This is a genomic window from Enterobacter sp. N5-15 (assembly GCF_057221635.1).
This window is the reverse complement of record NZ_CM170150.1, coordinates 1,299,781-1,322,224: the sequence shown is the minus strand read 5'-3', so window position 1 is coordinate 1,322,224 and position 22,444 is coordinate 1,299,781. Positions and strand designations below refer to the sequence as shown.

Below are 22,444 nucleotides of genomic sequence, written 5' to 3'. Positions count from 1 at the left end.
GGGTCGTTATGTACGCTTTAACCCACGGTCGGATTTATACCGGCCATGAAATTCTGGATGACCATGCGATTGTTATCGCTGATGGCCTGATTGAACGTGTTTGCCCGCTGGCAGAACTGCCGCCGGAGATTGAACAGCGCTCACTCAATGGAGCAGTAATCTCCCCCGGTTTCATCGACGTTCAGCTCAACGGCTGCGGCGGTGTGCAGTTCAATGATACCGCGGATGCGGTGACGGTCGAAACGCTGGAGATCATGCAGAAAGCCAACGAGAAATCGGGCTGCACCAGCTATCTGCCAACGCTCATCACCAGCAGTGATGACCTCATGAAGCAGGGTATCCGCGTGATGCGCGAATACCTGGCCAAACACCCTAATCAGGCGCTGGGTCTGCACCTTGAAGGGCCATGGCTGAATATGGTCAAGAAAGGAACGCATAACCCGAATTACGTGCGTAAACCTGATGCAGAGCTGGTTGACTACATGTGTGCGAACGCCGATGTGATCACCAAAGTGACGCTGGCACCTGAAATAGCGGGTACGGATGTCATCAGCAAACTGGCTGGTGCCGGGATTATCGTTTCAGCAGGCCACTCAAACGCGACGTTGAAAGAAGCGAAAGCCGGTTTCCGCGCGGGCATTACCTTCGCAACGCACCTTTACAACGCCATGCCTTATATCACAGGCCGTGAACCGGGTCTGGTCGGGGCGATTCTGGATGAGCCAGACGTCTACTGCGGCATTATTGCTGACGGTATGCATGTCGATTACACCAACATCCGCAACGCTAAGCGGCTGAAAGGTGACAAGCTTTGTCTGGTGACGGATGCCACCGCACCGGCAGGTGCAAATATTGAGCAGTTCATTTTTGCCGGTAAAACAATATACTACCGCAATGGACTGTGTGTGGATGAAAACGGTACGCTGAGCGGTTCCTCTTTGACCATGATTGAAGGGGTGCGTAACCTGGTTGAACATTGCGGGATTGCGCTTGATGAGGTCCTGCGTATGGCAACCCTTTATCCGGCTCGCGCAATGGGCGTGGATAAACAGCTCGGCGGAATTGCACCAGGTATGGTTGCAAACCTGACGGCATTCACACACGATTATAAAATTATTAAGACCATCGTTAATGGTAACGAGGTCGTCACTGAGTAAGTAAAAGTATGACACCTGGCGGACAAGCTCAAATCGGTAATGTCGATCTCGTTAAACAACTTAACAGTGCGGCGGTGTACCGCCTGATTGACCAGCACGGACCAATCTCGCGAATTCAGATAGCCGAACAAAGCCAGCTTGCTCCCGCCAGCGTGACAAAAATTACCCGTCAGCTCATTGAGCGCGGTCTGATCAAAGAAGTCGATCAGCAGGCCTCCACCGGGGGCCGCCGCGCGATCTCCATTATCACCGAAACCCGCAATTTTCAGGCAATTGGCGTCCGTCTGGGCCGCCATGACACTACGCTCACGCTGTACGATCTGAGCAGTAAAGCCATTGCGGAAGAACACTACCCTCTTCCGGAGCGCACCCAGGAGACTCTGGAGCATGCGCTGCTCAATACCATCGCGCAGTTTATTGAAAGCTGTCAGCGCAAGATCCGCGAACTCATCGCCATCTCCGTAATTCTGCCCGGTCTGGTTGACCCGGAAAGCGGCGTGATCCGCTATATGCCGCACATTCAGGTTGAAAACTGGGGGCTGGTCGACGCGCTGGAAAAGCGTTTTAAAGTGACCTGCTTTGTGGGTCACGACATTCGCTCGCTGGCGCTGGCAGAGCACTACTTTGGTGCGAGCCAGGACTGTGAAGACTCTATTCTGGTGCGCGTTCACCGCGGTACGGGCGCGGGTATTATCTCTAACGGCCGAATTTTTATTGGTCGCAACGGCAACGTCGGCGAGATTGGCCACATTCAGGTTGAGCCCCTCGGGGAGCGCTGCCACTGCGGCAACTTCGGTTGTCTTGAAACCATTGCCGCCAACACGGCCATCGAGCAGCGCGTTCGCCATCTCCTTGAACAGGGTTACCAAAGCCGCGTCACGCTGGACGATTGCAAGATAGGCACCATCTGCAAAGCCGCCAATAAGGGCGACGCGCTGGCCTGCGAAGTAATCGAGCAGGTAGGACGCCACCTGGGGAAAACCATCGCCATCGCCATCAACCTGTTTAACCCACAAAAAGTGGTGATCGCCGGTGAAATTGTGGAAGCGGAAAAGGTGCTGCTCCCCGCCATTGAAGGCTGTATTAACACCCAGGCGCTGAAAGCATTCCGCCAGAATCTCCCGGTGGTTCGTTCAAAGCTTGACCATCGCTCGGCGATTGGCGCGTTCGCGCTGGTCAAACGCGCCATGCTCAACGGAATTCTGCTGCAGCATTTGCTGGAAAGCTGATCGGACCTTATAGTAACGCCTTCTTTTTTTGATGTCGGACTGTCCATGACCATTAAGAATGTAATTTGTGATATCGACGGCGTGCTGATGCACGACAACGTTGCCGTGCCGGGTGCTGCGGAGTTTCTTCACCGCATCATCGACAAAGGAATGCCACTGGTTCTGCTCACGAACTACCCTTCCCAAACAGGTCAGGATCTGGCAAACCGCTTTGCCACGGCGGGCGTCGACGTCCCGGACAGCGTGTTTTATACCTCGGCGATGGCCACGGCGGATTTTCTGAAGCGTCAGGAAGGGAAAAAAGCCTACGTGGTGGGTGAAGGCGCGCTGATCCACGAGCTGTACAAAGCGGGTTTTACCATCACCGATGTTAATCCGGACTTTGTGATTGTCGGCGAAACGCGCTCCTTTAACTGGGAGATGATGCATAAAGCTGCATACTTTGTCGCCAGCGGCGCGCGCTTTATCGCCACCAACCCGGATACGCACGGCCGTGGTTTTTATCCGGCCTGCGGCGCGCTCTGCGCCGGTATCGAGAAAATCTCCGGTCGTAAGCCGTTTGTGGTCGGGAAACCTAGCCCGTGGATCATTCGTGCCGCGCTGAACAAAATGCAGGCCCACTCTGAAGAAACCGTTATTGTCGGCGACAACCTGCGCACCGATATTCTGGCCGGTTTCCAGGCGGGTCTGGAGACGATACTGGTCCTCTCCGGCGTCTCTCAACTTGATGACATTGATTCGATGCCGTTCCGGCCAAGCTGGATTTACCCCTCCGTCGATGAAATTGACATTATCTGATACCAAACCACGCCTCAGGGCGTGGTTTGTCATTTATGGCCTACACAAACAAAACCTCATCTAACAAAAGGCACGTTTTATTGCATAATCATCAATAAAAGACTTCATGACGTACTCTTTTTTCACTATTCCACAATCACCATTGCACTATTTCCGTTTTCACCCGTAAAACGCTTGCGCGCCCTGCCCCTTTGCGGCATTTTCATAAGCAAGCAACATTACAAAGCAACAGGGTTAACGGAGAAGGTTATGTGTTCAATTTTTGGCATACTGGATATTAAAACTGACGCGGGCGAACTGCGTAAAAAGGCACTCGAACTGTCCCGCCTGATGCGCCATCGCGGACCAGACTGGTCAGGCGTCTACGCCAGTGATAAAGCGATTCTGGCTCACGAACGTCTGTCTATTGTTGACGTCAACGCCGGTGCACAGCCGCTGTATAACGAGAAAAAAACGCACGCGCTGGCTGTCAACGGTGAGATCTACAACCACCAGGCGCTGCGCGCCGAATACGGCGACCGCTACGCGTTCCAGACCGGTTCTGACTGTGAAGTGATCCTGGCGCTGTATCAGGAGAAAGGGCCCGAGTTCCTGGACGACCTGCAGGGCATGTTCGCCTTCGCCCTGTACGACAGCGAAAAAGACGCTTACCTGATTGGCCGTGACCATATCGGCATTATCCCGCTGTACATGGGCCACGATGAGCACGGCAACTTCTATGTGGCCTCTGAAATGAAAGCCCTGGTACCGGTCTGCCGCACCATCAAAGAATTCCCGGCGGGCAGCTACCTGTGGAGCAAAGACGGCGAGATCCGTCAGTATTATCAGCGTGACTGGTTCGATTTCGACGCGGTAAAAGACAACGTCACGGATAAAGCCGAGCTGCGTCAGGCGCTGGAAGATTCTGTGAAAAGCCACCTGATGTCCGACGTACCGTACGGCGTGCTGCTCTCCGGCGGTCTGGACTCCTCCGTGATCTCCGCGATCACCAAGAAATTCGCGGCCCGTCGCGTGGAAGATCAGGAGCGCTCAGAAGCCTGGTGGCCACAGCTGCACTCTTTTGCCGTCGGCCTGGAAGGCGCACCGGATCTGAAAGCCGCGCAGGAAGTGGCGAACCACCTCGGCACCGTGCACCATGAGATTCATTTCACCGTGCAGGAAGGTCTGGATGCGATCCGCGATGTGATCTATCACATTGAAACCTATGACGTGACCACCATCCGCGCCTCGACCCCGATGTACCTGATGTCGCGTAAGATCAAAGCGATGGGCATCAAGATGGTGCTCTCCGGCGAAGGTTCTGACGAAGTGTTTGGCGGCTACCTGTACTTCCACAAGGCGCCGAACGCCAAAGAGCTGCACGAAGAGACCGTGCGTAAACTGCAGGCGCTGCATATGTTTGACTGTGCGCGTGCCAACAAAGCGATGTCCGCATGGGGCGTGGAAGCGCGCGTGCCGTTCCTGGATAAAAAATTCCTCGACGTCGCGATGCGCATCAACCCGCAGGACAAAATGTGCGGCAACGGCAAAATGGAAAAACATATCCTGCGCGAATGTTTTGAATCCTACCTGCCGGCGAGCGTGGCATGGCGTCAGAAAGAGCAGTTCTCTGATGGCGTAGGTTATAGCTGGATCGACACCCTGAAAGAGGTCGCGGCAAAACAGATTTCTGACCAACAGCTGGAAACCGCAAGCTTCCGCTTCCCGTACAACACGCCGGGCTCGAAAGAGGCCTATCTGTACCGTGAAATTTTTGAAGAGCTGTTCCCGGTACCGAGTGCTGCGGAGTGCGTACCGGGTGGCCCGTCCGTCGCCTGCTCTTCTGCCAAAGCGATTGAATGGGATGAATCTTTCAAATCCATGAACGATCCATCAGGACGCGCGGTAGGCGTTCACCAGTCAGCCTACAAATAATCACTCAGATCGCAATCGGGCCCCTCAGGGGCCTGATTTTTTTGCCTCGTATTTCACCGTCTAAATCTGATTAATAACCAATAATTGCCGAATATTCGGTCACGCTGTTCGCAACCTAACCAAACAGTCACATTCCGGCTATTTTCGTTGAAAAAGGTGTTGACGCTGCAAGGGTCTATACGCATAATGCGCCCCGCAACGCCGATAAGGTAACGCGAAAAAAGATGGCTACGTAGCTCAGTTGGTTAGAGCACATCACTCATAATGATGGGGTCACAGGTTCGAATCCCGTCGTAGCCACCATCTTTTTTGCGGGAGTGGCGAAATTGGTAGACGCACCAGATTTAGGTTCTGGCGCCGCAAGGTGTGCGAGTTCAAGTCTCGCCTCCCGCACCATTCCCAGGTAAGCGTTGCACGGATGGGGTATCGCCAAGCGGTAAGGCACCGGTTTTTGATACCGGCATTCCCTGGTTCGAATCCAGGTACCCCAGCCATATTTCTTCGATTTTGCGGTTCTCCGCGGTATTGGGGTATCGCCAAGCGGTAAGGCACCGGTTTTTGATACCGGCATTCCCTGGTTCGAATCCAGGTACCCCAGCCATCGAAGATTGCAGTACTGGCTACGTAGCTCAGTTGGTTAGAGCACATCACTCATAATGATGGGGTCACAGGTTCGAATCCCGTCGTAGCCACCAAATTAGTAATCTGTCGAATTATTCGATAGACTAGAAAAAATTGTTGGGGTATCGCCAAGCGGTAAGGCTCTGGTTTCTGATACCAGCATTCCGAGGTTCGAATCCTCGTACCCCAGCCAATTTAAAAAGTCGTTAAGCAGTTTGTTTAACGCAATTGGGGTGTCGCCAAGCGGTAAGGCTCTGGTTTCTGATACCAGCATTCCGGGGTTCGAATCCCTGCACCCCAGCCACTTAAGTAACAAAAAAGCCCGCTCTGCGGGCTTTTTTGTTTTTGTTGCTCAGAATTGTGCAGCCTGATGCCCTGACCCTCTCCCACGGGGAGAGGGAAAAAGGATTAGAGTCCGAGAGCGTATTTAAGCGCCTGGCGCTTCAGACCACCGGCACGCTCCGCTGCCATCAAGCCAATATTACGCAGAATGCGCACCGGGGCTAAGTCATTGCTGAACCCTGCATAGAACAGATCCATCCCCGACTGCATGATGAAATTGTCCGCCATGCGCCGCGTCTGGTAACGCTTCAGGACCTGATGGCTGGCCCAGTTTTCCGCGTGCCCGCGGGCGCTGCCCAGCACATCCAGTAACGCATCGACATCACGATACCCCAGGTTAACACCCTGCCCGGCCAGCGGATGAATGGTGTGTGCCGCATCGCCCACCAGCGCCAGCCCTTCACGGGCATACTGCAAAGCGTGACGGCGCGTGAGCGGAAACGCCCCGGCAGCGACCGGCGTAACGTTGCCCAGACGGCTCGGGAAGTGCAGGCGGATTTCCCGCTGCAATTGTTCCATTGAAAGCCCCTGCAGCTGGCGAATGCGCGCCGGTTTGTCATACCACACCAGCGACGCCCAGTTATCAAACAGCGGTAAAAATGCGTGCGGACCGTTCGGCGTAAAGTGCTGCCAGGTGCTTTCTCCCGGCGCATTCTCGCACTCGACGGTAATCAGCATGCAGGACTGCTCATACTGCCAGGCATGAACCCCGATACCCGCCATCTGTCTGACCTGCGAGTTAGCGCCGTCCGCCCCAACGACCAGCTTCACGGCCAGTTCATCGCCGCTGTCGAGCGTCAGTAAATAGCCGCTCTCGTGAGAATGCAGTGCCTTAAGCGACGCCGGAACACGCAGCGTCACCTTTGGATGCGTCTCCAGCGCCTGCCAGAGCGCCAGCTGGAGCACGTTGTTTTCCACCATATAACCCAGGCGCGGCAGCTTCAGCTCAGCGGCATCAAACGCGACGTGGGCATTTTCCCACTCCCAGGTTTCAAGACGACTGTAAGGATGGGCGCGCATCGCCAGCACCGCCTCCCAGACGCCCAGCCCGCGCAGCAGATCGACAGACGCCGCGCTGATCGCGGAAATGCGCACATCCGGTTTGCTGGCGGGATCGAAGGCCGGCGGAGCAGCCTGTTCAATTACCGTTACCTCAAATCCCTGCTGCGCCAGCCCCAGCGCCAGCGCGCCGCCGACCATACCGCCGCCGACAACGGCAAGTTCGGTGTGTAGGAGTGTCATGGTCAATTTTCCTTATTGGAGAATCCCTTAAGTTTACCGGATTTTTGCGGTCCTGAGACACATAACCTTCATACTGGTCACAACCCCACCAAAGCATTACAATACGCGGCTTGCAATCCTGAGCTGAGCAAGTCGATGACTAAAAAACTCCATATAAAAACCTGGGGCTGTCAGATGAACGAATACGATTCATCCAAGATGGCCGATCTGCTGGATTCAACCCACGGATACCAGCTGACAGAAAATGTGAAAGAAGCGGACGTGCTGCTGCTGAACACCTGTTCGATTCGTGAAAAAGCGCAGGAAAAAGTCTTTCACGTGTTAGGCCGCTGGAAGCTTCTCAAGCGAAAAAATCCGGACCTGATCATCGGCGTGGGTGGCTGCGTTGCGTCGCAGGAAGGCAAGCTGATCCGCCAGAGAGCCCCGTATGTGGATATTGTCTTTGGTCCTCAGACCCTGCACCGCCTGCCAGAGATGATCAATCAGGTTCGCGGCAACCGCAGCCCGGTCGTTGACGTCAGCTTCCCGGAGATCGAAAAGTTTGACCGTCTGCCGGAGCCGCGCGCCGATGGCCCAACCGCCTTCGTCTCCATCATGGAAGGCTGCAACAAATACTGCACTTACTGCGTAGTGCCTTATACCCGCGGCGAAGAAGTCAGCCGTCCTGCAGACGATATTCTGTTTGAAATCGCCCAGCTTGCCGCGCAGGGCGTTCGCGAAGTGAACCTGCTGGGCCAGAACGTTAACGCCTGGCGCGGGGAGAACTACGACGGCACCACCGGCAGCTTTGCCGAACTGCTGCGTCTGGTGGCCGCGATTGACGGTATCGACCGCATTCGCTTTACCACCAGCCATCCGATGGAGTTTACCGACGACATCATTGACGTGTATCGCGATACGCCAGAGCTGGTGAGCTTCCTGCACCTGCCGATTCAGTGTGGCTCTGACCGCGTGCTGAACCTGATGGGCCGCCCGCATACGGTGCTGGAGTACAAATCCACCATTCGTAAGCTGCGTGAAGCGCGTCCGGATATCCAGATCAGCTCCGATTTTATCGTCGGTTTCCCTGGCGAAACCGCTGATGACTTCGAGCGCACCATGAAGCTCATCGGTGAAGTGAATTTTGACGTCAGCTACAGCTTCATCTTCTCTGCGCGTCCTGGGACACCTGCGGCCGATATGGTTGACGATGTGCCGGAAGAAGAGAAAAAGCAGCGTCTGTATATTCTGCAGGAGCGTATTAACCAGCAGGCCAACGCGTGGAGCCGCCGTATGCTCGGCACCGTCCAGCGTATTCTGGTGGAAGGTACCTCGCGCAAGAGCATTATGGAACTCTCCGGCCGTACCGAAAACAACCGCGTGGTGAACTTTGAAGGCACCCCGGACATGATCGGTAAATTCGTGGACGTCGAGATCGTCGACGTGCTGACCAACTCGCTGCGCGCGAAGCTGGTACGCACCGAGGATGAAATGGGCCTGCGTATTGCCGAGTCACCGGAATCCGTGATCTCTCGCACCCGTAAAGAAAACGATTCTGGCGTTGGGATTTACCAGCCTTAATCCTCCTGGCCTGCCTTTCCGGCAGGCCTTGTATTTCCTCTCATTGTCCCCAATATCTTCCGCAACGCTTGCGCCTTTATTCTGTGGCGTGAATAATTTCGGTAATGACCGTTTTATTACGCCCTATCGCAATGGGTCAGTTAACCAATTAAAGAGGAACAGTTTGAATATAGATACGCGTGAAATTAGCCTTGAGCCAGCAGACAACGCTCGCCTGCTGAGCCTGTGCGGGCCGTTTGATGACAACATCAAACAACTGGAGCGACGTCTGGGTATCGAAATCAATCGTCGCGATAATCATTTCAAACTTACCGGACGCCCTATCTGCGTCAACGCCGCTGCGGATATTCTGCGTAGCCTGTATGTTGATACCGCCCCAATGCGCGGCGAAACGCAGGATATCGAGCCGGAACAGATCCACCTCGCCATTAAAGAGGCGCGCGTGCTTGAGCAGAGCGCGGAAAGCGTGCCGGACTACGGCAAGGCCATTAACATCAAGACCAAACGTGGCGTCATTAAGCCGCGTACGCCAAACCAGGCGCAGTACATCGCCAATATTCTCGACCACGACATCACCTTCGGCGTGGGCCCTGCGGGTACGGGTAAAACCTATCTGGCCGTTGCCGCTGCGGTAGATGCGCTGGAACGCCAGGATATCCGTCGAATTCTGCTGACCCGTCCGGCCGTTGAAGCGGGCGAAAAGCTGGGCTTCCTGCCGGGCGATCTGAGCCAGAAGGTCGATCCGTATCTGCGTCCTTTATACGATGCGCTGTTCGAAATGCTGGGCTTTGAGAAGGTCGAGAAGCTCATTGAGCGTAACGTTATCGAAGTTGCCCCGCTCGCCTACATGCGCGGTCGTACGCTGAACGATGCGTTTATCATTCTTGATGAGAGCCAGAACACCACCATCGAACAGATGAAGATGTTCCTGACGCGTATCGGCTTTAACTCGAAAGCGGTCATTACCGGTGACGTCACCCAGATCGACCTGCCGCGCAGCACCAAATCCGGCCTGCGCCACGCCATCGAAGTGCTGGCCGAAGTCGACGAAATCAGCTTTAACTTCTTCCACAGTGAAGACGTGGTACGCCACCCGGTGGTCGCGCGTATCGTTAACGCCTATGAAGCCTGGGAAGAGGCGGATCAGAAGCGTAAGGCCGAACTGGCCGCAGAACGTAAGCGCGAAGCGCAGGAGCAAGAACAGAAATGAGTCAGGTGATCCTCGATTTACAGCTGGCCTGTGAAGACAATTCCGGCATGCCAGATGAGGCACAGTTTCAGAAATGGCTGGATGCCGTTATTCCTCAGTTTCAGGAAGAATCAGAAGTGACGATTCGCCTGGTGGATGAAGCGGAAAGCCATGAGCTTAACCTGACCTATCGCGGGAAAGATAAGCCGACCAACGTGCTCTCTTTCCCGTTCGAAGCCCCCCCGGGCATTGAGATGCCGCTGCTGGGCGATCTGATCATCTGCCGTCAGGTGGTTGAGCAGGAAGCCAAAGAGCAGCAAAAGCCGCTTGAGGCCCACTGGGCGCATATGGTGGTACACGGCAGCCTGCACCTGCTCGGCTACGATCACATTGAAGATGACGAAGCGGAAGAGATGGAGTCCCTCGAGACAGAGATAATGCTTGCTCTGGGCTATGAGGATCCGTACATTGCCGAGAAAGAATAGTCCGTCACCTGACTGACTCACATGCCGCCACGAAAGGACATCGCGTGGCGGTAAACGTTGAACTAACAAGAGAACCCTTAACAAACGCCATGAGCGACGACAATTCACACAGTAGCGACACGACAACCAGTAAAAAGGGATTTTTCTCCCTCATTCTGAACCAGCTTTTCCACGGCGAACCCAAAAACCGTGATGAACTGCTGGAGCTGATTCGTGATTCCGGGCAAAACGACCTTATCGACGAAGATACGCGCGAAATGCTCGAAGGGGTTATGGACATCGCCGACCAGCGCGTTCGCGATATCATGATCCCCCGCTCGCAGATGATCACCCTGAAACGTAACCAGACGCTGGACGAGTGCCTCGATGTGATCATCGAATCCGCCCACTCGCGTTTCCCGGTCATCAGCGAAGACAAAGATCACATCGAAGGGATTTTGATGGCGAAAGATCTGCTGCCGTTTATGCGCAGCGATGCCGAAGCCTTCAGCATGGAAAAAGTGTTACGCCAGGCCGTGGTTGTGCCGGAGAGTAAACGTGTGGATCGGATGCTGAAAGAGTTTCGCTCTCAGCGTTACCACATGGCGATTGTTATTGATGAATTTGGTGGCGTTTCCGGTCTGGTCACGATCGAGGATATTCTTGAGCTGATCGTGGGCGAAATCGAAGACGAGTACGACGAAGAAGAAGATATCGACTTCCGTCAGCTTAGCCGCCACACCTGGACCGTGCGTGCGCTGGCCTCGATTGAGGACTTCAACGACGCCTTCGGTACCCACTTCAGCGATGAAGAGGTCGATACCATTGGCGGGCTGGTGATGCAGGCCTTTGGCCACCTCCCGGCGCGCGGTGAGACCGTTGACATTGACGGTTACCAGTTCAAAGTGGCAATGGCCGACAGCCGACGTATTATACAGGTTCACGTCAGAACGCCGGACGACTCACCGGTGCCAAAACTGGAAGATTAATGTAAATGGCATTTGCCCCACTGCTTGAACGCCAGCGCGTCCGTTTGCTGCTGGCGCTGTTACTTGGAGCCAGCGGTACGCTGGCTTTCTCTCCTTACGATATCTGGCCTGCGTCCATTCTCTCCCTGATGGGGCTTCAGGGCCTGACCCTGAATCGTCGTCCGGTACAGGCTGCTGCCATCGGTTACTTCTGGGGGCTGGGTCTGTTTGGCTCAGGCATCAACTGGGTTTATGTCAGCATAGCCCAGTTTGGCGGTATGCCTGGCCCGGTAAACGTCTTCCTGGTGGTATTGCTCGCCGCGTATCTCTCACTCTATACCGGTCTGTTCGCCGGCATACTTTCTCGCCTGTGGCCAAAAACCACCTGGCTGCGCGTCGCTATTGCCGCGCCGGTGGTCTGGCAGATAACCGAGTTCCTGCGCGGCTGGGTGCTGACGGGCTTCCCGTGGCTGCAGTTCGGCTACAGCCAGATTGACGGCCCGCTGAAAGGCCTGGCGCCGGTAATGGGTGTTGAAGCCATCAACTTCCTGTTGATGGTGGTGAGCGGCCTGCTGGTCCTGGCGCTGGTCCAGCGCTGCTGGAAACCGCTGGCCGTGGCGCTGGTGCTGTTCGCCCTGCCCTTCCCGCTGCGCTATATCCAGTGGTTCACGCCCGAGCCCGATCGCGCCATGCAGGTTTCCATGGTGCAGGGGAATATCCCGCAGTCCATGAAGTGGGATGAGAAAGAGCTGCTGAATACGCTGAAGATTTACGCCAACGCCACCGAAGAGGTGATGGGTAAATCCCAGCTGATTATCTGGCCGGAATCTGCCATTCCCGATCTGGAAATTAACCAGCAGCCGTTCCTCAACATGATGAACGACCTGCTGCTGGCGCGCGGCAGCACGCTGATCACCGGGATTGTCGATGCGCGTCTGAATCAGCAGAACCGCTATGACACCTACAACAGCATCATTACGCTCGGGAAAGACAGCGAGTACAGCTACCACTCCACTGACCGGTACAATAAGAACCACCTGGTGCCGTTTGGTGAATTTGTCCCGCTGGAGTCAATTCTGCGCCCGCTGGCCCCGTTCTTTGACCTGCCGATGTCCTCTTTCAGCCGCGGACCGTACGTTCAGCCTCAACTGCACGCGCACGGCTTTGCCCTGACGGCGGCCATCTGCTACGAAATCATTCTCGGGGAGCAGGTGCGTGATAACTTCCGCCCGGATACTGACTATCTACTGACCATCTCCAACGACGCCTGGTTTGGTAAGTCAATCGGCCCGTGGCAGCACTTCCAGATGGCACGTATGCGCTCCCTGGAGCTGGCGCGTCCGCTGCTGCGCAGCACCAACAACGGCATCACCGCTGTGATTGGTCCACAGGGTGAAATTCAGGCGATGATCCCGCAGTTTACCCGTGAGGTACTGACCACTAAAGTCACGCCAACCACGGGGCTGACGCCATACGCTCGTACCGGCAACTGGCCGCTGTGGATTTTGACCGTGCTGTTCGGCTTTGGCGCGGTGCTGATGAGCCTGCGTCAGCGTCGTCGATAATCTCACCTCTTCCTGCCGGGTGGCGGCTACGCCTTACCCGGCCTACATTTCCGTTCCCGTAGGTCGGGTAAGGCGTAGCCGCCACCCGACAATTCCCTCTAAATGCCCATTCTGGCACGCCTATTGCTTTGTTTATTCAGGTAAACGCAGTTTGGCTTAACGTGCAACTTTGTCGCACCAGCGTAGATCATCGGTAGCACCGAAATGGTGCAACGGGAGATATTTGCCTCTGAATGGTGCGGCGCGCTTCGCAAAAATAAACAATAACGCAGCAAAATCTTTACATTAAGCCAGACTAAATGTTAACAAGCTTGCATAACACTGCACTCGCATTGCGCGAGATATAACAACATCACAATGGGTATCAAAGCGTCTCTGGCGCTGATAAAAAAGGAGTTGGGTATGCAATTACGTAAACTGGCCACAGCAATGCTGGTTATGGGAATGTCTGCTGGCGTGGTTCACGCTGAAGATGCGCCGGCAGCAGGCAGCACTCTCGACAAGATTGCCAAAAACGGCGTCATCGTGGTCGGCCACCGTGAATCTTCTGTCCCGTTCTCTTACTACGACAACACGCAAAAAGTCGTGGGCTATTCACAGGATTACTCCAACGCCATCGTTGAAGCTGTGAAGAAAAAGCTGAACAAACCTGACCTGCAGGTGAAGCTGATCCCAATCACTTCACAGAACCGTATTCCACTGCTGCAAAACGGCACCTTTGACTTCGAGTGTGGCTCCACCACCAACAACCTCGAGCGTCAAAAACAGGCTGCCTTCTCTGACACCATCTTTGTCGTGGGCACCCGTCTGCTGACGAAGAAAGGCGGTGAGATCAAAGACTTCGCTGACCTGAAAGGCAAAGCGGTTGTTGTGACCTCCGGTACCACTTCAGAAGTGCTGCTGCACAAGCTGAACGACGAGAAGAAAATGGATATGCGCATCATCAGCGCGAAAGACCATGGCGACTCCTTCCGTACCCTGGAAAGCGGTCGTGCCGTCGCGTTTATGATGGATGACGCCCTGCTGGCGGGAGAACGTGCGAAAGCGAAAAAACCAGACAACTGGGATATCGTCGGTACCGCGCAGTCTAAAGAAGCCTACGGCTGTATGCTGCGTAAAGACGATCCGCAGTTCAAAAAGCTGATCGATGACACCATCGCTCAGGTGCAGACCTCCGGCGAAGCCGAAAAATGGTTCGATAAGTGGTTCAAGAACCCGATTCCACCAAAAAACCTGAACATGAATTTTGAACTGTCTGAAGACATGAAAGCGCTGTTCAAATCTCCAAATGACAAGGCTCTTAACTAATTAGAACAACAGGGGCGGGATCTCCTGCCCTCTCGATTGTCGGGAAGCATGGACAGACTATACGTTGAGTGGTCGTTCCCCACTCAGCGCGAAAAATGAGCTTCTCACCAATCTTCGAGGGTAGCGCTGCTACCCTTTTTTTTCTGGAGTTTATTATGTCAATAGACTGGAACTGGGGCATATTCCTGCAACAAGCCCCGTTCGGCAACACAACCTATCTTGGCTGGCTGTGGAGCGGCTTTCAGGTCACCGTGGCATTATCGATAACGGCGTGGATCATCGCGTTTCTTGTCGGTTCTTTGTTCGGTATTCTGCGCACCGTCCCAAACCGCTTTCTTTCAACACTTGGCACCCTGTATGTGGAACTGTTCCGTAACGTTCCGCTGATCGTGCAATTCTTTACCTGGTATCTGGTCATCCCGGAACTGCTGCCGGAAAATATTGGCATGTGGTTCAAGTCGGAACTGGATCCGAACGTACAGTTCTTTGTCTCCTCCATGATGTGTCTGGGGCTGTTTACCGCTGCGCGCGTTTGCGAGCAGGTGCGTGCCGCCATTCAGTCATTACCCCGTGGACAAAAAAATGCGGGCCTGGCGATGGGGTTGACCCTGCCGCAAACCTACCGCTATGTGCTGCTGCCTAACGCCTACCGCGTTATCGTTCCACCGATGACCTCTGAGATGATGAACCTGGTGAAAAACTCGGCCATCGCCTCGACTATCGGCCTGGTCGACATGGCCGCGCAGGCGGGCAAGCTGCTGGATTACTCCGCACACGCGTGGGAATCCTTCACCGCGATCACGCTCGCATATGTTCTGATTAACGCTTTCATCATGCTGGTGATGAACCTGGTTGAACGCAAAATCCGCCTGCCGGGTAATCTGGGGGGCAAATAATGTACGAATTTGACTGGAGTTCTATCGTTCCATCCATGCCTTACCTGCTTGATGGCCTGGTGATTACCTTAAAAATCACCGTTATCGCCATCATCATTGGTATCGTCTGGGGTACCCTGCTGGCCGTCATGCGCCTGTCGAGCTTTAAGCCGTTCGCCTGGTTTGCAACCGCCTACGTTAACGTGTTCCGCTCCATCCCGCTGGTGATGGTGCTGCTGTGGTTTTACCTGATTGTGCCCGGCTTCCTGCAGAACGTGCTGGGGCTATCGCCGAAAACCGATATCCGTCTGATCTCCGCCATGGTGGCGTTCTCGATGTTTGAGGCCGCTTACTACTCGGAGATTATCCGCGCGGGCATTCAGAGTATCTCCCGCGGGCAATCCAGCGCCGCGCTGGCGCTGGGAATGACGCACTGGCAGTCCATGCAGCTCATTATTCTGCCGCAGGCGTTTCGCGCCATGGTTCCGCTCCTGCTGACTCAGGGTATCGTGCTGTTCCAGGATACCTCACTGGTCTATGTGCTGAGTCTGGCAGACTTCTTCCGTACCGCGTCAACCATCGGTGAACGTGATGGTACGCAGGTCGAGATGGTGCTCTTTGCGGGTGCGGTCTATTTTGTGATTAGTTTAAGCGCGTCGCTGTTGGTCAGCTGGCTGAAGAAAAGGACGGTATAATGATTTCCCTGAAAAATGTTTCTAAATGGTATGGGCACTTTCAGGTGCTGACCGACTGCTCCACTGAAGTCAAAAAAGGCGACGTGGTGGTGGTGTGTGGGCCGTCCGGCTCCGGTAAATCGACGCTGATCAAAACCGTAAACGGACTGGAGCCGGTGCAGCAGGGTGAGATCGTCGTCAACGGCACCAAAGTCAACGACAAGAAAACCAACCTCGCCCAGCTTCGCTCTCACGTTGGCATGGTGTTCCAGCATTTTGAGCTGTTCCCTCACCTCTCCATTATTGAGAACCTGACGCTGGCACAGGTAAAAGTGCTTAAGCGTGATAAAAAAGCGTCGCGCGAGAAAGGTCTGAAACTCCTGGAACGCGTTGGGCTTTCGGCACATGCCGATAAGTTCCCGGCGCAGCTTTCTGGCGGCCAGCAGCAGCGCGTGGCGATCGCCCGCGCGCTGTGCATGGATCCGGTGGCAATGCTGTTTGATGAACCAACGTCGGCGCTCGATCCAGAGATGATCAACGAAGTGCTGGACGTGATGGTCGAGCTGGCGCACGAAGGGATGACCATGATGGTGGTGACCCACGAAATGGGCTTCGCCCGTAAAGTGGCCAACCGCGTGATCTTTATGGACGAAGGGAAAATTGTCGAAGATTCACCGAAAGAAGAGTTCTTCGCTAACCCGAAATCCGACCGCGCCAAAGACTTCCTTGCGAAAATCCTGCACTAATCTTCTCGGTGCGCAATCTGCGGATTGCGCACTGCTTCACGCTTTCACTCACTTCCTCTCGTCGGCGTCACATTGCAGCGTTAACCTTGTCACAAAATAACGCTACGTATGGAGAACGCTATGGCACAGCCTATTATTCTCGATTGCGATCCGGGTCATGATGACGCGATCGCACTCGTCCTTGCACTTGCCTCCCCTGAACTCGACGTGAAAGCCGTCACCTCGTCCGCCGGAAACCAGACCCCTGAAAAAACCCTGCGCAACGTGCTGCGCATGCTCACGCTGCTCAAACGCACCGATATTCCTGTCGCCGGCGGGGCCGTGAAGCCGCTGATGCGCGAGCTGATTATTGCCGACAACGTTCATGGCGAAAGCGGGCTGGACGGTCCGGCACTGCCGGAGCCGGGCTTCGCGCCGCAAAACTGTACCGCCGTCGAGCTGATGGCGAAGGTGCTGCGCGAAAGCGAAGAACCGGTAACGCTGGTGGCAACCGGACCGCAAACCAACGTTGCGCTGCTGCTGAACAGCCATCCTGAGCTGCATAATAAAATTGCCCGTATTGTGATTATGGGTGGCGCCATGGGGCTCGGTAACTGGACGCCAGCGGCGGAGTTCAACATCTTTGTCGACCCGGAAGCCGCTGAGATTGTCTTCCAGTCCGGCTTACCGATTGTGATGGCGGGACTGGACGTTACCCACCGCGCGCAGATTATGGCGGACGATATTGAGCGTTTTCGCTCGGTGGGCAACCCTGTTGCGACAACCGTGGCCGAACTGCTCGACTTCTTTATGGAGTATCACAAGGCCGAGAAGTGGGGCTTCCACGGCGCGCCCCTGCACGATCCGTGCACCATCGCCTGGCTACTGAAGCCTGAGATGTTTACCACGGTGGACAGATGGGTTGGCGTCGAGACGCAGGGAAAATACACCCAGGGAATGACGGTGGTGGATTATTACTCGCTGACGGGCAATAAACCGAATACCACGGTGATGGTGGACATCGACCGGGAGGCGTTTGTGGATTTGCTGGCGGAGAGGCTGGCTTACTATAGTGCGGCCTGATGCCCTCCCCCCCCCCCTCTCCCTGTACGGTCCGGGGACATAGTGAACACTTGTTCGGGGACATGGTAGACACTTACAACTAAGGCATAAGAACCCGTTTATGGAGTCGCTTATGCCCTGGGATGCGAGAGATACCATGTCATTACGTACCGAGTTTGTTTTGTTCGCCTCGCAGGACGGGGCGAACATTCGTTCCCTCTGCCGTCACTACGGTATTTCACCTGCCACAGGCTACAAGTGGCTTCGCCGCTGGGCTCAGGAAGGTGCCGCCGGCCTTCAGGACCGCCCGCGCATACCGCACCATTCCCCGAACCGCTCATCTGACGACATCACAGCCCTGCTGCGCATGGCGCATGACCGCCATGAGCGCTGGGGCGCACGCAAGATAAAGCGCTGGCTCGAGGACCAGGGGCACCGCATGCCCGCCTTCAGCACCGTCCATAGCCTGATGGCCCGCCATGGTCTGCTGCCGGGCGCTTCACCGGGCATTCCCCCCACGGGACGGTTCGAACATGACGCGCCGAACCGCCTCTGGCAGATGGATTTTAAGGGCCACTTTCCCTTTGGCGGCGGCCGCTGCCATCCGCTCACCCTGCTGGACGACCACTCCCGTTTTTCCCTGTGCCTGGCGCACTGTACCGATGAACGGCGCGAGACCGTGCAGCAGCAGCTGGTCAGCGTGTTTGAGCGTTACGGCCTGCCGGACCGGATGACGATGGACAACGGCTCACCGTGGGGAGACACCACCGGCACCTGGACGGCGCTGGAGCTGTGGCTGATGCGCCACGGTATCCGGGTGGGGCACTCCCGGCCTTATCATCCGCAGACGCAGGGCAAGCTGGAGCGTTTTCACCGCAGCCTGAAGGCGGAAGTACTGCAGGGAAAATGGTTCGCAGACAGCGGTGAGCTGCAGCGCGCCTTCGACCACTGGCGGACGGTCTATAACCTTGAACGCCCGCACGAGGCGCTGGATATGGCGGTACCGGGCTCGCGGTATCAGCCGTCAGCGCGGCAGTACAGCGGCACCACAACGCCCCCGGAATACGACGAGGGCGTGATGGTCAGGAAGGTGGATATCAGCGGAAAGCTGAGCGTGAAAGGGGTAAGTCTGAAGGCAGGCAAGGCGTTCAGGGGAGAACGGGTCGGGCTGAAGGAGATGCAGGAAGACGGCAGCTACGAGGTGTGGTGGTACAGCACGAAAGTGGGGGTGATCGACCTGAAGAAAAAGTCGATCACCATGGGTAAAGGATGATAAAAAGTGTTCACCATGTCCCCGAACACCTGTCTACCATGTCCCCGGACTGTACACTCCCACGGGGAGAGGGAGCAAACACTAAAAACGGCAACAGGTTTGCCGTTTTGCTTTTACCTTTTGCGGCCTGATGCCCTCACCCCATCCCTCTCCCACAGGGAGAGTGAGCAAACAGTTTTGCTTTTACCTAGGGCTCAAACGGCCGACGCTGGAACTGATCGTGGCCGCATTTCGGACACATCGGCAGGACATCCGGCGTATACACCGCAATATGGTGGTGGCAATTCTCGCACACCAGATTTCCCAACCCGACCACCTCACCACTGTGATACACACCGTGATGGTTCAAATCCTGAAAAACCTCGCGCCACTCCAGCTGCGTTTTATCCGTGATATCGGCCAGCTCTTGCCATAAGCTCTCTTTAATCACCCGCATAAAAACGCTGTCCGTGACCTCCTCCTGACTCTCCTGGTAGCTGCGCGCGAACTCTTCCAGATCGCGACGCACGGCGCGCGTCACCTCTTCCACTTCGGTTCGCGTTAACTCACCCGTTTGCGTCACGCGGGCACGCGCTTGCTCCACCAGCGCGTCGATATCTCGCTCGCCGTTACGCAGCCGTTCCGTCAGTGTCGCCACCAGTTCGCGGTAAAATTGAGCAACCTTGTTCATCATTTTGCCTCCCGGGTAAGTAACTATTTCTAATAATAGACCTTATTTCATCGCCGCTTTGTCAGGTGAAGCACAGACCCGGTAAATTCCTGCAAAGCGCATTTGTGCGAAAGGCTGTTTTGACGCGGGCGTTTGGGCTATGCTATGCGGATCTGAATTACCACATCCATTGGCTACATTTGTAGCTGTATTGAAAACAGGACCACTGGCTGCCATGCAAGAGCAATACCGCCCGGAAGAGATAGAATCAAAAGTCCAGCAACACTGGGACGAGAAGCGCACCTTTGAAGTAACCGAAGACGAGAGCAAAGAGAAGTATTACTGCCTGTCGATGCTTCCCTATCCTTCTGGTCGACTACACATGGGCCATGTGCGTAACTACACCATCGGCGATGTGATTGCACGCTACCAGCGCATGCTGGGCAAAAACGTTCTGCAGCCTATCGGCTGGGATGCGTTCGGTCTGCCTGCGGAAGGCGCGGCGGTCAAAAACAACACCGCACCGGCGCCGTGGACGTACGACAACATCGCGTACATGAAAAACCAGCTCAAAATGCTGGGCTTTGGCTATGACTGGAGCCGCGAGCTGGCAACCTGTACCCCGGAATACTATCGCTGGGAGCAGAAGTTCTTCACCGAGCTGTACAAAAAAGGCCTGGTGTATAAGAAGACCTCTGCCGTTAACTGGTGCCCGAATGACCAGACCGTTCTCGCGAACGAACAGGTTATCGACGGCTGCTGCTGGCGCTGCGACACCAAAGTTGAGCGTAAAGAGATCCCACAGTGGTTTATCAAAATCACCGCTTACGCTGATGAGCTGCTGAACGATCTGGATAACCTGGACCACTGGCCAGATACCGTTAAGACCATGCAGCGCAACTGGATCGGCCGTTCTGAAGGCGTAGAAATTACCTTCAACGTTGAGAACTACGACCAGACCCTGACCGTCTACACCACCCGTCCGGACACCTTCATGGGCGCGACCTACCTGGCCGTGGCCGCTGGTCACCCGCTGGCGCAGAAAGCGGCAGAGAACAATCCGGAACTGGCTAGCTTCATCGACGAGTGCCGCAACACCAAAGTGGCCGAAGCCGACATGGCGACGATGGAGAAAAAAGGCGTTGCAACGGGCTTCTATGCTAAGCATCCACTGACTGGCGAAGCGATCCCGGTCTGGGCCGCGAACTTCGTTCTGATGGAGTACGGTACAGGCGCGGTAATGGCCGTACCGGGCCACGATCAGCGCGACTATGAGTTTGCCACCAAATACAGCCTGCCGATTAAAGCCGTTATTCTGGCCGCCGATGGTTCTGAACCAGACCTGTCCGAACACGCGCTGACTGAAAAAGGTACCCTGTTCAACTCCGGTGAATTTAGCGGTCTGAGCTTCGAAGAGGGCTTCAACGCCATCGCCGACAAGCTGGCCTCTCTGGGCGTGGGTGAGCGTAAAGTTAACTTCCGTCTGCGCGACTGGGGCGTGTCCCGTCAGCGTTACTGGGGTGCGCCAATCCCGATGGTGACGCTGGAAGATGGCACCGTGATGCCAACGCCAGAAGATCAGCTCCCGGTGATCCTGCCGGAAGACGTGGTCATGGACGGCATCACCAGCCCGATCAAAGCCGATCCCGAGTGGGCAAAAACCACCGTTAACGGCCAGCCTGCGCTGCGTGAAACCGACACCTTTGACACCTTTATGGAGTCATCCTGGTACTATGCGCGCTACACCTGCCCGCAGTATCAGGACGGTATGCTCGATTCCGATGCGGCAAACTACTGGCTGCCGGTAGACATCTACATTGGCGGCATCGAACACGCCATCATGCACCTGCTCTACTTCCGCTTCTTCCATAAGCTGATGCGCGATGCGGGCATGGTGAACTCTGACGAACCAGCAAAACAGCTGCTGTGTCAGGGCATGGTGCTGGCGGATGCGTTCTATTACGTCGGTGCCAACGGCGAGCGTAACTGGGTTTCTCCGGTTGATGCGATCGTTGAGCGCGACGAGAAGGGCCGTATCGTTAAGGCGAAAGATGCCGAAGGTCATGAGCTGGTCTACACCGGCATGAGCAAGATGTCCAAGTCTAAAAACAACGGTATCGACCCGCAGGTGATGGTTGAGCGTTACGGTGCGGATACCGTACGTCTGTTCATGATGTTTGCCTCTCCGGCCGACATGACCCTGGAATGGCAGGAGTCCGGCGTGGAAGGCGCGAACCGCTTCCTGAAACGCGTCTGGAAACTGGTTTACGAACACACTGCACTGGGCGATGCTCCGGCGCTGAACGCCGCCGCACTGACTGAAGATCAGCAGGCGCTGCGTCGTGATGTTCATAAAACGATTGCGAAAGTGACCGATGATATTGGTCGTCGTCAGACCTTCAATACCGCAATTGCGGCTATTATGGAACTGATGAACAAATTGGCGAAGGCTCCGCAGGACGGCGAGCAGGATCGTGCCCTCATGCGTGAAGCTCTGCTAGCCGTCGTTCGTATGCTGAACCCGTTCACTCCGCACGTTAGCTTTACCCTGTGGCAGGAGCTGAAAGGCGAAGGCGATATCGACAACGCGCCGTGGCCGCAGGCTGACGAATCAGCAATGGTGGAAAACACGACGCTGGTTGTAGTCCAGGTAAACGGCAAAGTCCGCGGTAAAATTACCGTGGCGGTCGATGCAACCGAAGAACAGGTTCGCGAGCGCGCGGGCCAGGAAACTCTGGTCGCAAAATATCTTGAGGGCGTTACCGTGCGTAAAGTGATCTACGTACCGGGTAAACTGCTCAATCTGGTCGTTGGCTAAGCGCGGGAGGA

17 protein-coding genes, 7 tRNA genes and 1 pseudogene are annotated in these 22,444 nt (G+C 55.5%); 23 read left to right on the top strand and 2 right to left on the bottom strand.

The genetic code is table 11. The features are described 5' to 3' along the window. Positions 1 to 8: 8 nt before the first annotated feature. The 11 genes from nagA (at position 9) to AC2TE5_RS06125 (ending at position 6,023) form a co-directional block, all read left to right on the top strand. A complete protein-coding gene (nagA, locus tag AC2TE5_RS06175; protein WP_484612844.1) occupies positions 9 to 1,157 on the top strand; it encodes an N-acetylglucosamine-6-phosphate deacetylase in 1,149 nt (382 codons plus the stop codon). Positions 1,158 to 1,165: 8 nt separating this feature from the next. Then, entirely contained in the window at positions 1,166 to 2,386 is a 1,221-nt protein-coding gene (gene nagC, locus AC2TE5_RS06170; RefSeq protein ID WP_021242995.1) for a DNA-binding transcriptional regulator NagC, read from the top strand. A gap of 45 nt (positions 2,387 to 2,431) precedes the next feature. Beyond that, entirely contained in the window at positions 2,432 to 3,184 is a 753-nt protein-coding gene (gene nagD / locus AC2TE5_RS06165; RefSeq protein WP_063143173.1) for a ribonucleotide monophosphatase NagD, read from the top strand. A 249-nt stretch (positions 3,185 to 3,433) separates the two neighbouring features. Next, positions 3,434 to 5,098: an asparagine synthase B gene (gene asnB / locus AC2TE5_RS06160; protein ID WP_484612843.1), complete on the top strand. Its 1,665-nt coding sequence runs from the start codon at positions 3,434 to 3,436 to the stop codon at positions 5,096 to 5,098. A gap of 226 nt (positions 5,099 to 5,324) precedes the next feature. Further along, positions 5,325 to 5,401, top strand: a tRNA-Met gene (locus AC2TE5_RS06155). An 8-nt stretch (positions 5,402 to 5,409) separates the two neighbouring features. Continuing rightward, positions 5,410 to 5,494: transfer RNA gene (locus AC2TE5_RS06150), tRNA-Leu, on the top strand. A gap of 23 nt (positions 5,495 to 5,517) precedes the next feature. Then, a tRNA-Gln gene (locus AC2TE5_RS06145) sits at positions 5,518 to 5,592 on the top strand. A 32-nt stretch (positions 5,593 to 5,624) separates the two neighbouring features. Next, a tRNA-Gln gene (locus AC2TE5_RS06140) sits at positions 5,625 to 5,699 on the top strand. A 17-nt stretch (positions 5,700 to 5,716) separates the two neighbouring features. Next, positions 5,717 to 5,793, top strand: a tRNA-Met gene (locus tag AC2TE5_RS06135). Positions 5,794 to 5,837: 44 nt separating this feature from the next. After that, positions 5,838 to 5,912: transfer RNA gene (locus AC2TE5_RS06130), tRNA-Gln, on the top strand. A 36-nt stretch (positions 5,913 to 5,948) separates the two neighbouring features. Continuing rightward, positions 5,949 to 6,023: transfer RNA gene (locus tag AC2TE5_RS06125), tRNA-Gln, on the top strand. Positions 6,024 to 6,127: 104 nt separating this feature from the next. On the opposite strand, the gene ubiF is transcribed toward AC2TE5_RS06125, so the two are convergent. Continuing rightward, positions 6,128 to 7,303 (bottom strand): 3-demethoxyubiquinol 3-hydroxylase, encoded by a 1,176-nt coding sequence (ubiF, locus tag AC2TE5_RS06120; protein ID WP_484612842.1) that lies wholly within the window; start codon positions 7,301 to 7,303, stop codon positions 6,128 to 6,130. Positions 7,304 to 7,438: 135 nt separating this feature from the next. Between ubiF and miaB the strand changes: the two genes are divergently transcribed. From miaB to AC2TE5_RS06065, 11 genes and pseudogenes are all read left to right on the top strand, one after another. Then, entirely contained in the window at positions 7,439 to 8,863 is a 1,425-nt protein-coding gene (gene miaB, locus AC2TE5_RS06115; protein ID WP_148242850.1) for a tRNA (N6-isopentenyl adenosine(37)-C2)-methylthiotransferase MiaB, read from the top strand. A 163-nt stretch (positions 8,864 to 9,026) separates the two neighbouring features. Beyond that, positions 9,027 to 10,073 (top strand): PhoH family protein, encoded by a 1,047-nt coding sequence (locus AC2TE5_RS06110; RefSeq protein ID WP_029740142.1) that lies wholly within the window; start codon positions 9,027 to 9,029, stop codon positions 10,071 to 10,073. Next, positions 10,070 to 10,537 (top strand): rRNA maturation RNase YbeY, encoded by a 468-nt coding sequence (gene ybeY / locus AC2TE5_RS06105; RefSeq protein WP_008501052.1) that lies wholly within the window; start codon positions 10,070 to 10,072, stop codon positions 10,535 to 10,537. Before AC2TE5_RS06110 ends, ybeY begins: the two co-directional genes overlap by 4 nt. An 89-nt stretch (positions 10,538 to 10,626) precedes the next feature. Next, positions 10,627 to 11,505: a CNNM family magnesium/cobalt transport protein CorC gene (corC, locus tag AC2TE5_RS06100; protein WP_021242574.1), complete on the top strand. Its 879-nt coding sequence runs from the start codon at positions 10,627 to 10,629 to the stop codon at positions 11,503 to 11,505. A 5-nt stretch (positions 11,506 to 11,510) separates the two neighbouring features. Then, the gene (gene lnt, locus AC2TE5_RS06095) at positions 11,511 to 13,049 is read left to right on the top strand and encodes an apolipoprotein N-acyltransferase (RefSeq protein ID WP_484612841.1); all 1,539 of its coding nucleotides are present in this window, start codon (positions 11,511 to 11,513) and stop codon (positions 13,047 to 13,049) included. 402 nt (positions 13,050 to 13,451) lie between these two features. Beyond that, positions 13,452 to 14,357, top strand: coding sequence for an amino acid ABC transporter substrate-binding protein (locus AC2TE5_RS06090; RefSeq protein WP_023334902.1), 906 nt, complete (start codon positions 13,452 to 13,454; stop codon positions 14,355 to 14,357). Between the two features lie 155 nt (positions 14,358 to 14,512). Next, positions 14,513 to 15,253, top strand: coding sequence for an amino acid ABC transporter permease (locus tag AC2TE5_RS06085; protein WP_023310756.1), 741 nt, complete (start codon positions 14,513 to 14,515; stop codon positions 15,251 to 15,253). Beyond that, a complete protein-coding gene (gltK, locus tag AC2TE5_RS06080) occupies positions 15,253 to 15,927 on the top strand; it encodes a glutamate/aspartate ABC transporter permease GltK (RefSeq protein WP_023334900.1) in 675 nt (224 codons plus the stop codon). The genes AC2TE5_RS06085 and gltK overlap by 1 nt, the downstream gene beginning before the upstream one ends. Further along, a complete protein-coding gene (locus tag AC2TE5_RS06075) occupies positions 15,927 to 16,652 on the top strand; it encodes an amino acid ABC transporter ATP-binding protein (RefSeq protein ID WP_010428605.1) in 726 nt (241 codons plus the stop codon). The genes gltK and AC2TE5_RS06075 overlap by 1 nt, the downstream gene beginning before the upstream one ends. A gap of 120 nt (positions 16,653 to 16,772) precedes the next feature. Then, on the top strand, positions 16,773 to 17,714 hold the full coding sequence (gene rihA / locus AC2TE5_RS06070; RefSeq protein ID WP_484612840.1) for a pyrimidine-specific ribonucleoside hydrolase RihA: 942 nt from the start codon (positions 16,773 to 16,775) through the stop codon (positions 17,712 to 17,714). A 112-nt stretch (positions 17,715 to 17,826) separates the two neighbouring features. Continuing rightward, a pseudogene (locus AC2TE5_RS06065) lies at positions 17,827 to 18,963 on the top strand (IS481 family transposase); the annotation flags it as partial. A 190-nt stretch (positions 18,964 to 19,153) separates the two neighbouring features. On the opposite strand, the gene AC2TE5_RS06060 reads toward AC2TE5_RS06065, so the two are convergent. Continuing rightward, positions 19,154 to 19,636, bottom strand: a complete 483-nt coding sequence (locus tag AC2TE5_RS06060; RefSeq protein WP_029740138.1) for a zinc ribbon-containing protein — start codon at positions 19,634 to 19,636, stop codon at positions 19,154 to 19,156. A 214-nt stretch (positions 19,637 to 19,850) separates the two neighbouring features. Between AC2TE5_RS06060 and leuS the strand changes: the two genes are divergently transcribed. After that, positions 19,851 to 22,433, top strand: a complete 2,583-nt coding sequence (gene leuS, locus AC2TE5_RS06055) for a leucine--tRNA ligase (RefSeq protein ID WP_213821286.1) — start codon at positions 19,851 to 19,853, stop codon at positions 22,431 to 22,433. Positions 22,434 to 22,444 lie beyond the last annotated feature (11 nt).

Excerpts from the sequence above, each read along its gene's own strand:
- nagA (WP_484612844.1), top strand. The coding sequence starts at position 9 with ATGTACGCTTTAACCCACGGTCGGATTTATACCGGCCATGAAATTCTG.
- nagC (WP_021242995.1), top strand. The coding sequence starts at position 1,166 with ATGACACCTGGCGGACAAGCTCAAATCGGTAATGTCGATCTCGTTAAA.
- nagD (WP_063143173.1), top strand. The coding sequence starts at position 2,432 with ATGACCATTAAGAATGTAATTTGTGATATCGACGGCGTGCTGATGCAC.
- asnB (WP_484612843.1), top strand. The coding sequence starts at position 3,434 with ATGTGTTCAATTTTTGGCATACTGGATATTAAAACTGACGCGGGCGAA.
- ubiF (WP_484612842.1), bottom strand. The coding sequence starts at position 7,303 with ATGACACTCCTACACACCGAACTTGCCGTTGTCGGCGGCGGTATGGTC.
- miaB (WP_148242850.1), top strand. The coding sequence starts at position 7,439 with ATGACTAAAAAACTCCATATAAAAACCTGGGGCTGTCAGATGAACGAA.
- ybeY (WP_008501052.1), top strand. The coding sequence starts at position 10,070 with ATGAGTCAGGTGATCCTCGATTTACAGCTGGCCTGTGAAGACAATTCC.
- corC (WP_021242574.1), top strand. The coding sequence starts at position 10,627 with ATGAGCGACGACAATTCACACAGTAGCGACACGACAACCAGTAAAAAG.
- lnt (WP_484612841.1), top strand. The coding sequence starts at position 11,511 with ATGGCATTTGCCCCACTGCTTGAACGCCAGCGCGTCCGTTTGCTGCTG.
- AC2TE5_RS06090 (WP_023334902.1), top strand. The coding sequence starts at position 13,452 with ATGCAATTACGTAAACTGGCCACAGCAATGCTGGTTATGGGAATGTCT.
- AC2TE5_RS06085 (WP_023310756.1), top strand. The coding sequence starts at position 14,513 with ATGTCAATAGACTGGAACTGGGGCATATTCCTGCAACAAGCCCCGTTC.
- gltK (WP_023334900.1), top strand. The coding sequence starts at position 15,253 with ATGTACGAATTTGACTGGAGTTCTATCGTTCCATCCATGCCTTACCTG.
- AC2TE5_RS06075 (WP_010428605.1), top strand. The coding sequence starts at position 15,927 with ATGATTTCCCTGAAAAATGTTTCTAAATGGTATGGGCACTTTCAGGTG.
- rihA (WP_484612840.1), top strand. The coding sequence starts at position 16,773 with ATGGCACAGCCTATTATTCTCGATTGCGATCCGGGTCATGATGACGCG.
- AC2TE5_RS06060 (WP_029740138.1), bottom strand. The coding sequence starts at position 19,636 with ATGAACAAGGTTGCTCAATTTTACCGCGAACTGGTGGCGACACTGACG.
- leuS (WP_213821286.1), top strand. The coding sequence starts at position 19,851 with ATGCAAGAGCAATACCGCCCGGAAGAGATAGAATCAAAAGTCCAGCAA.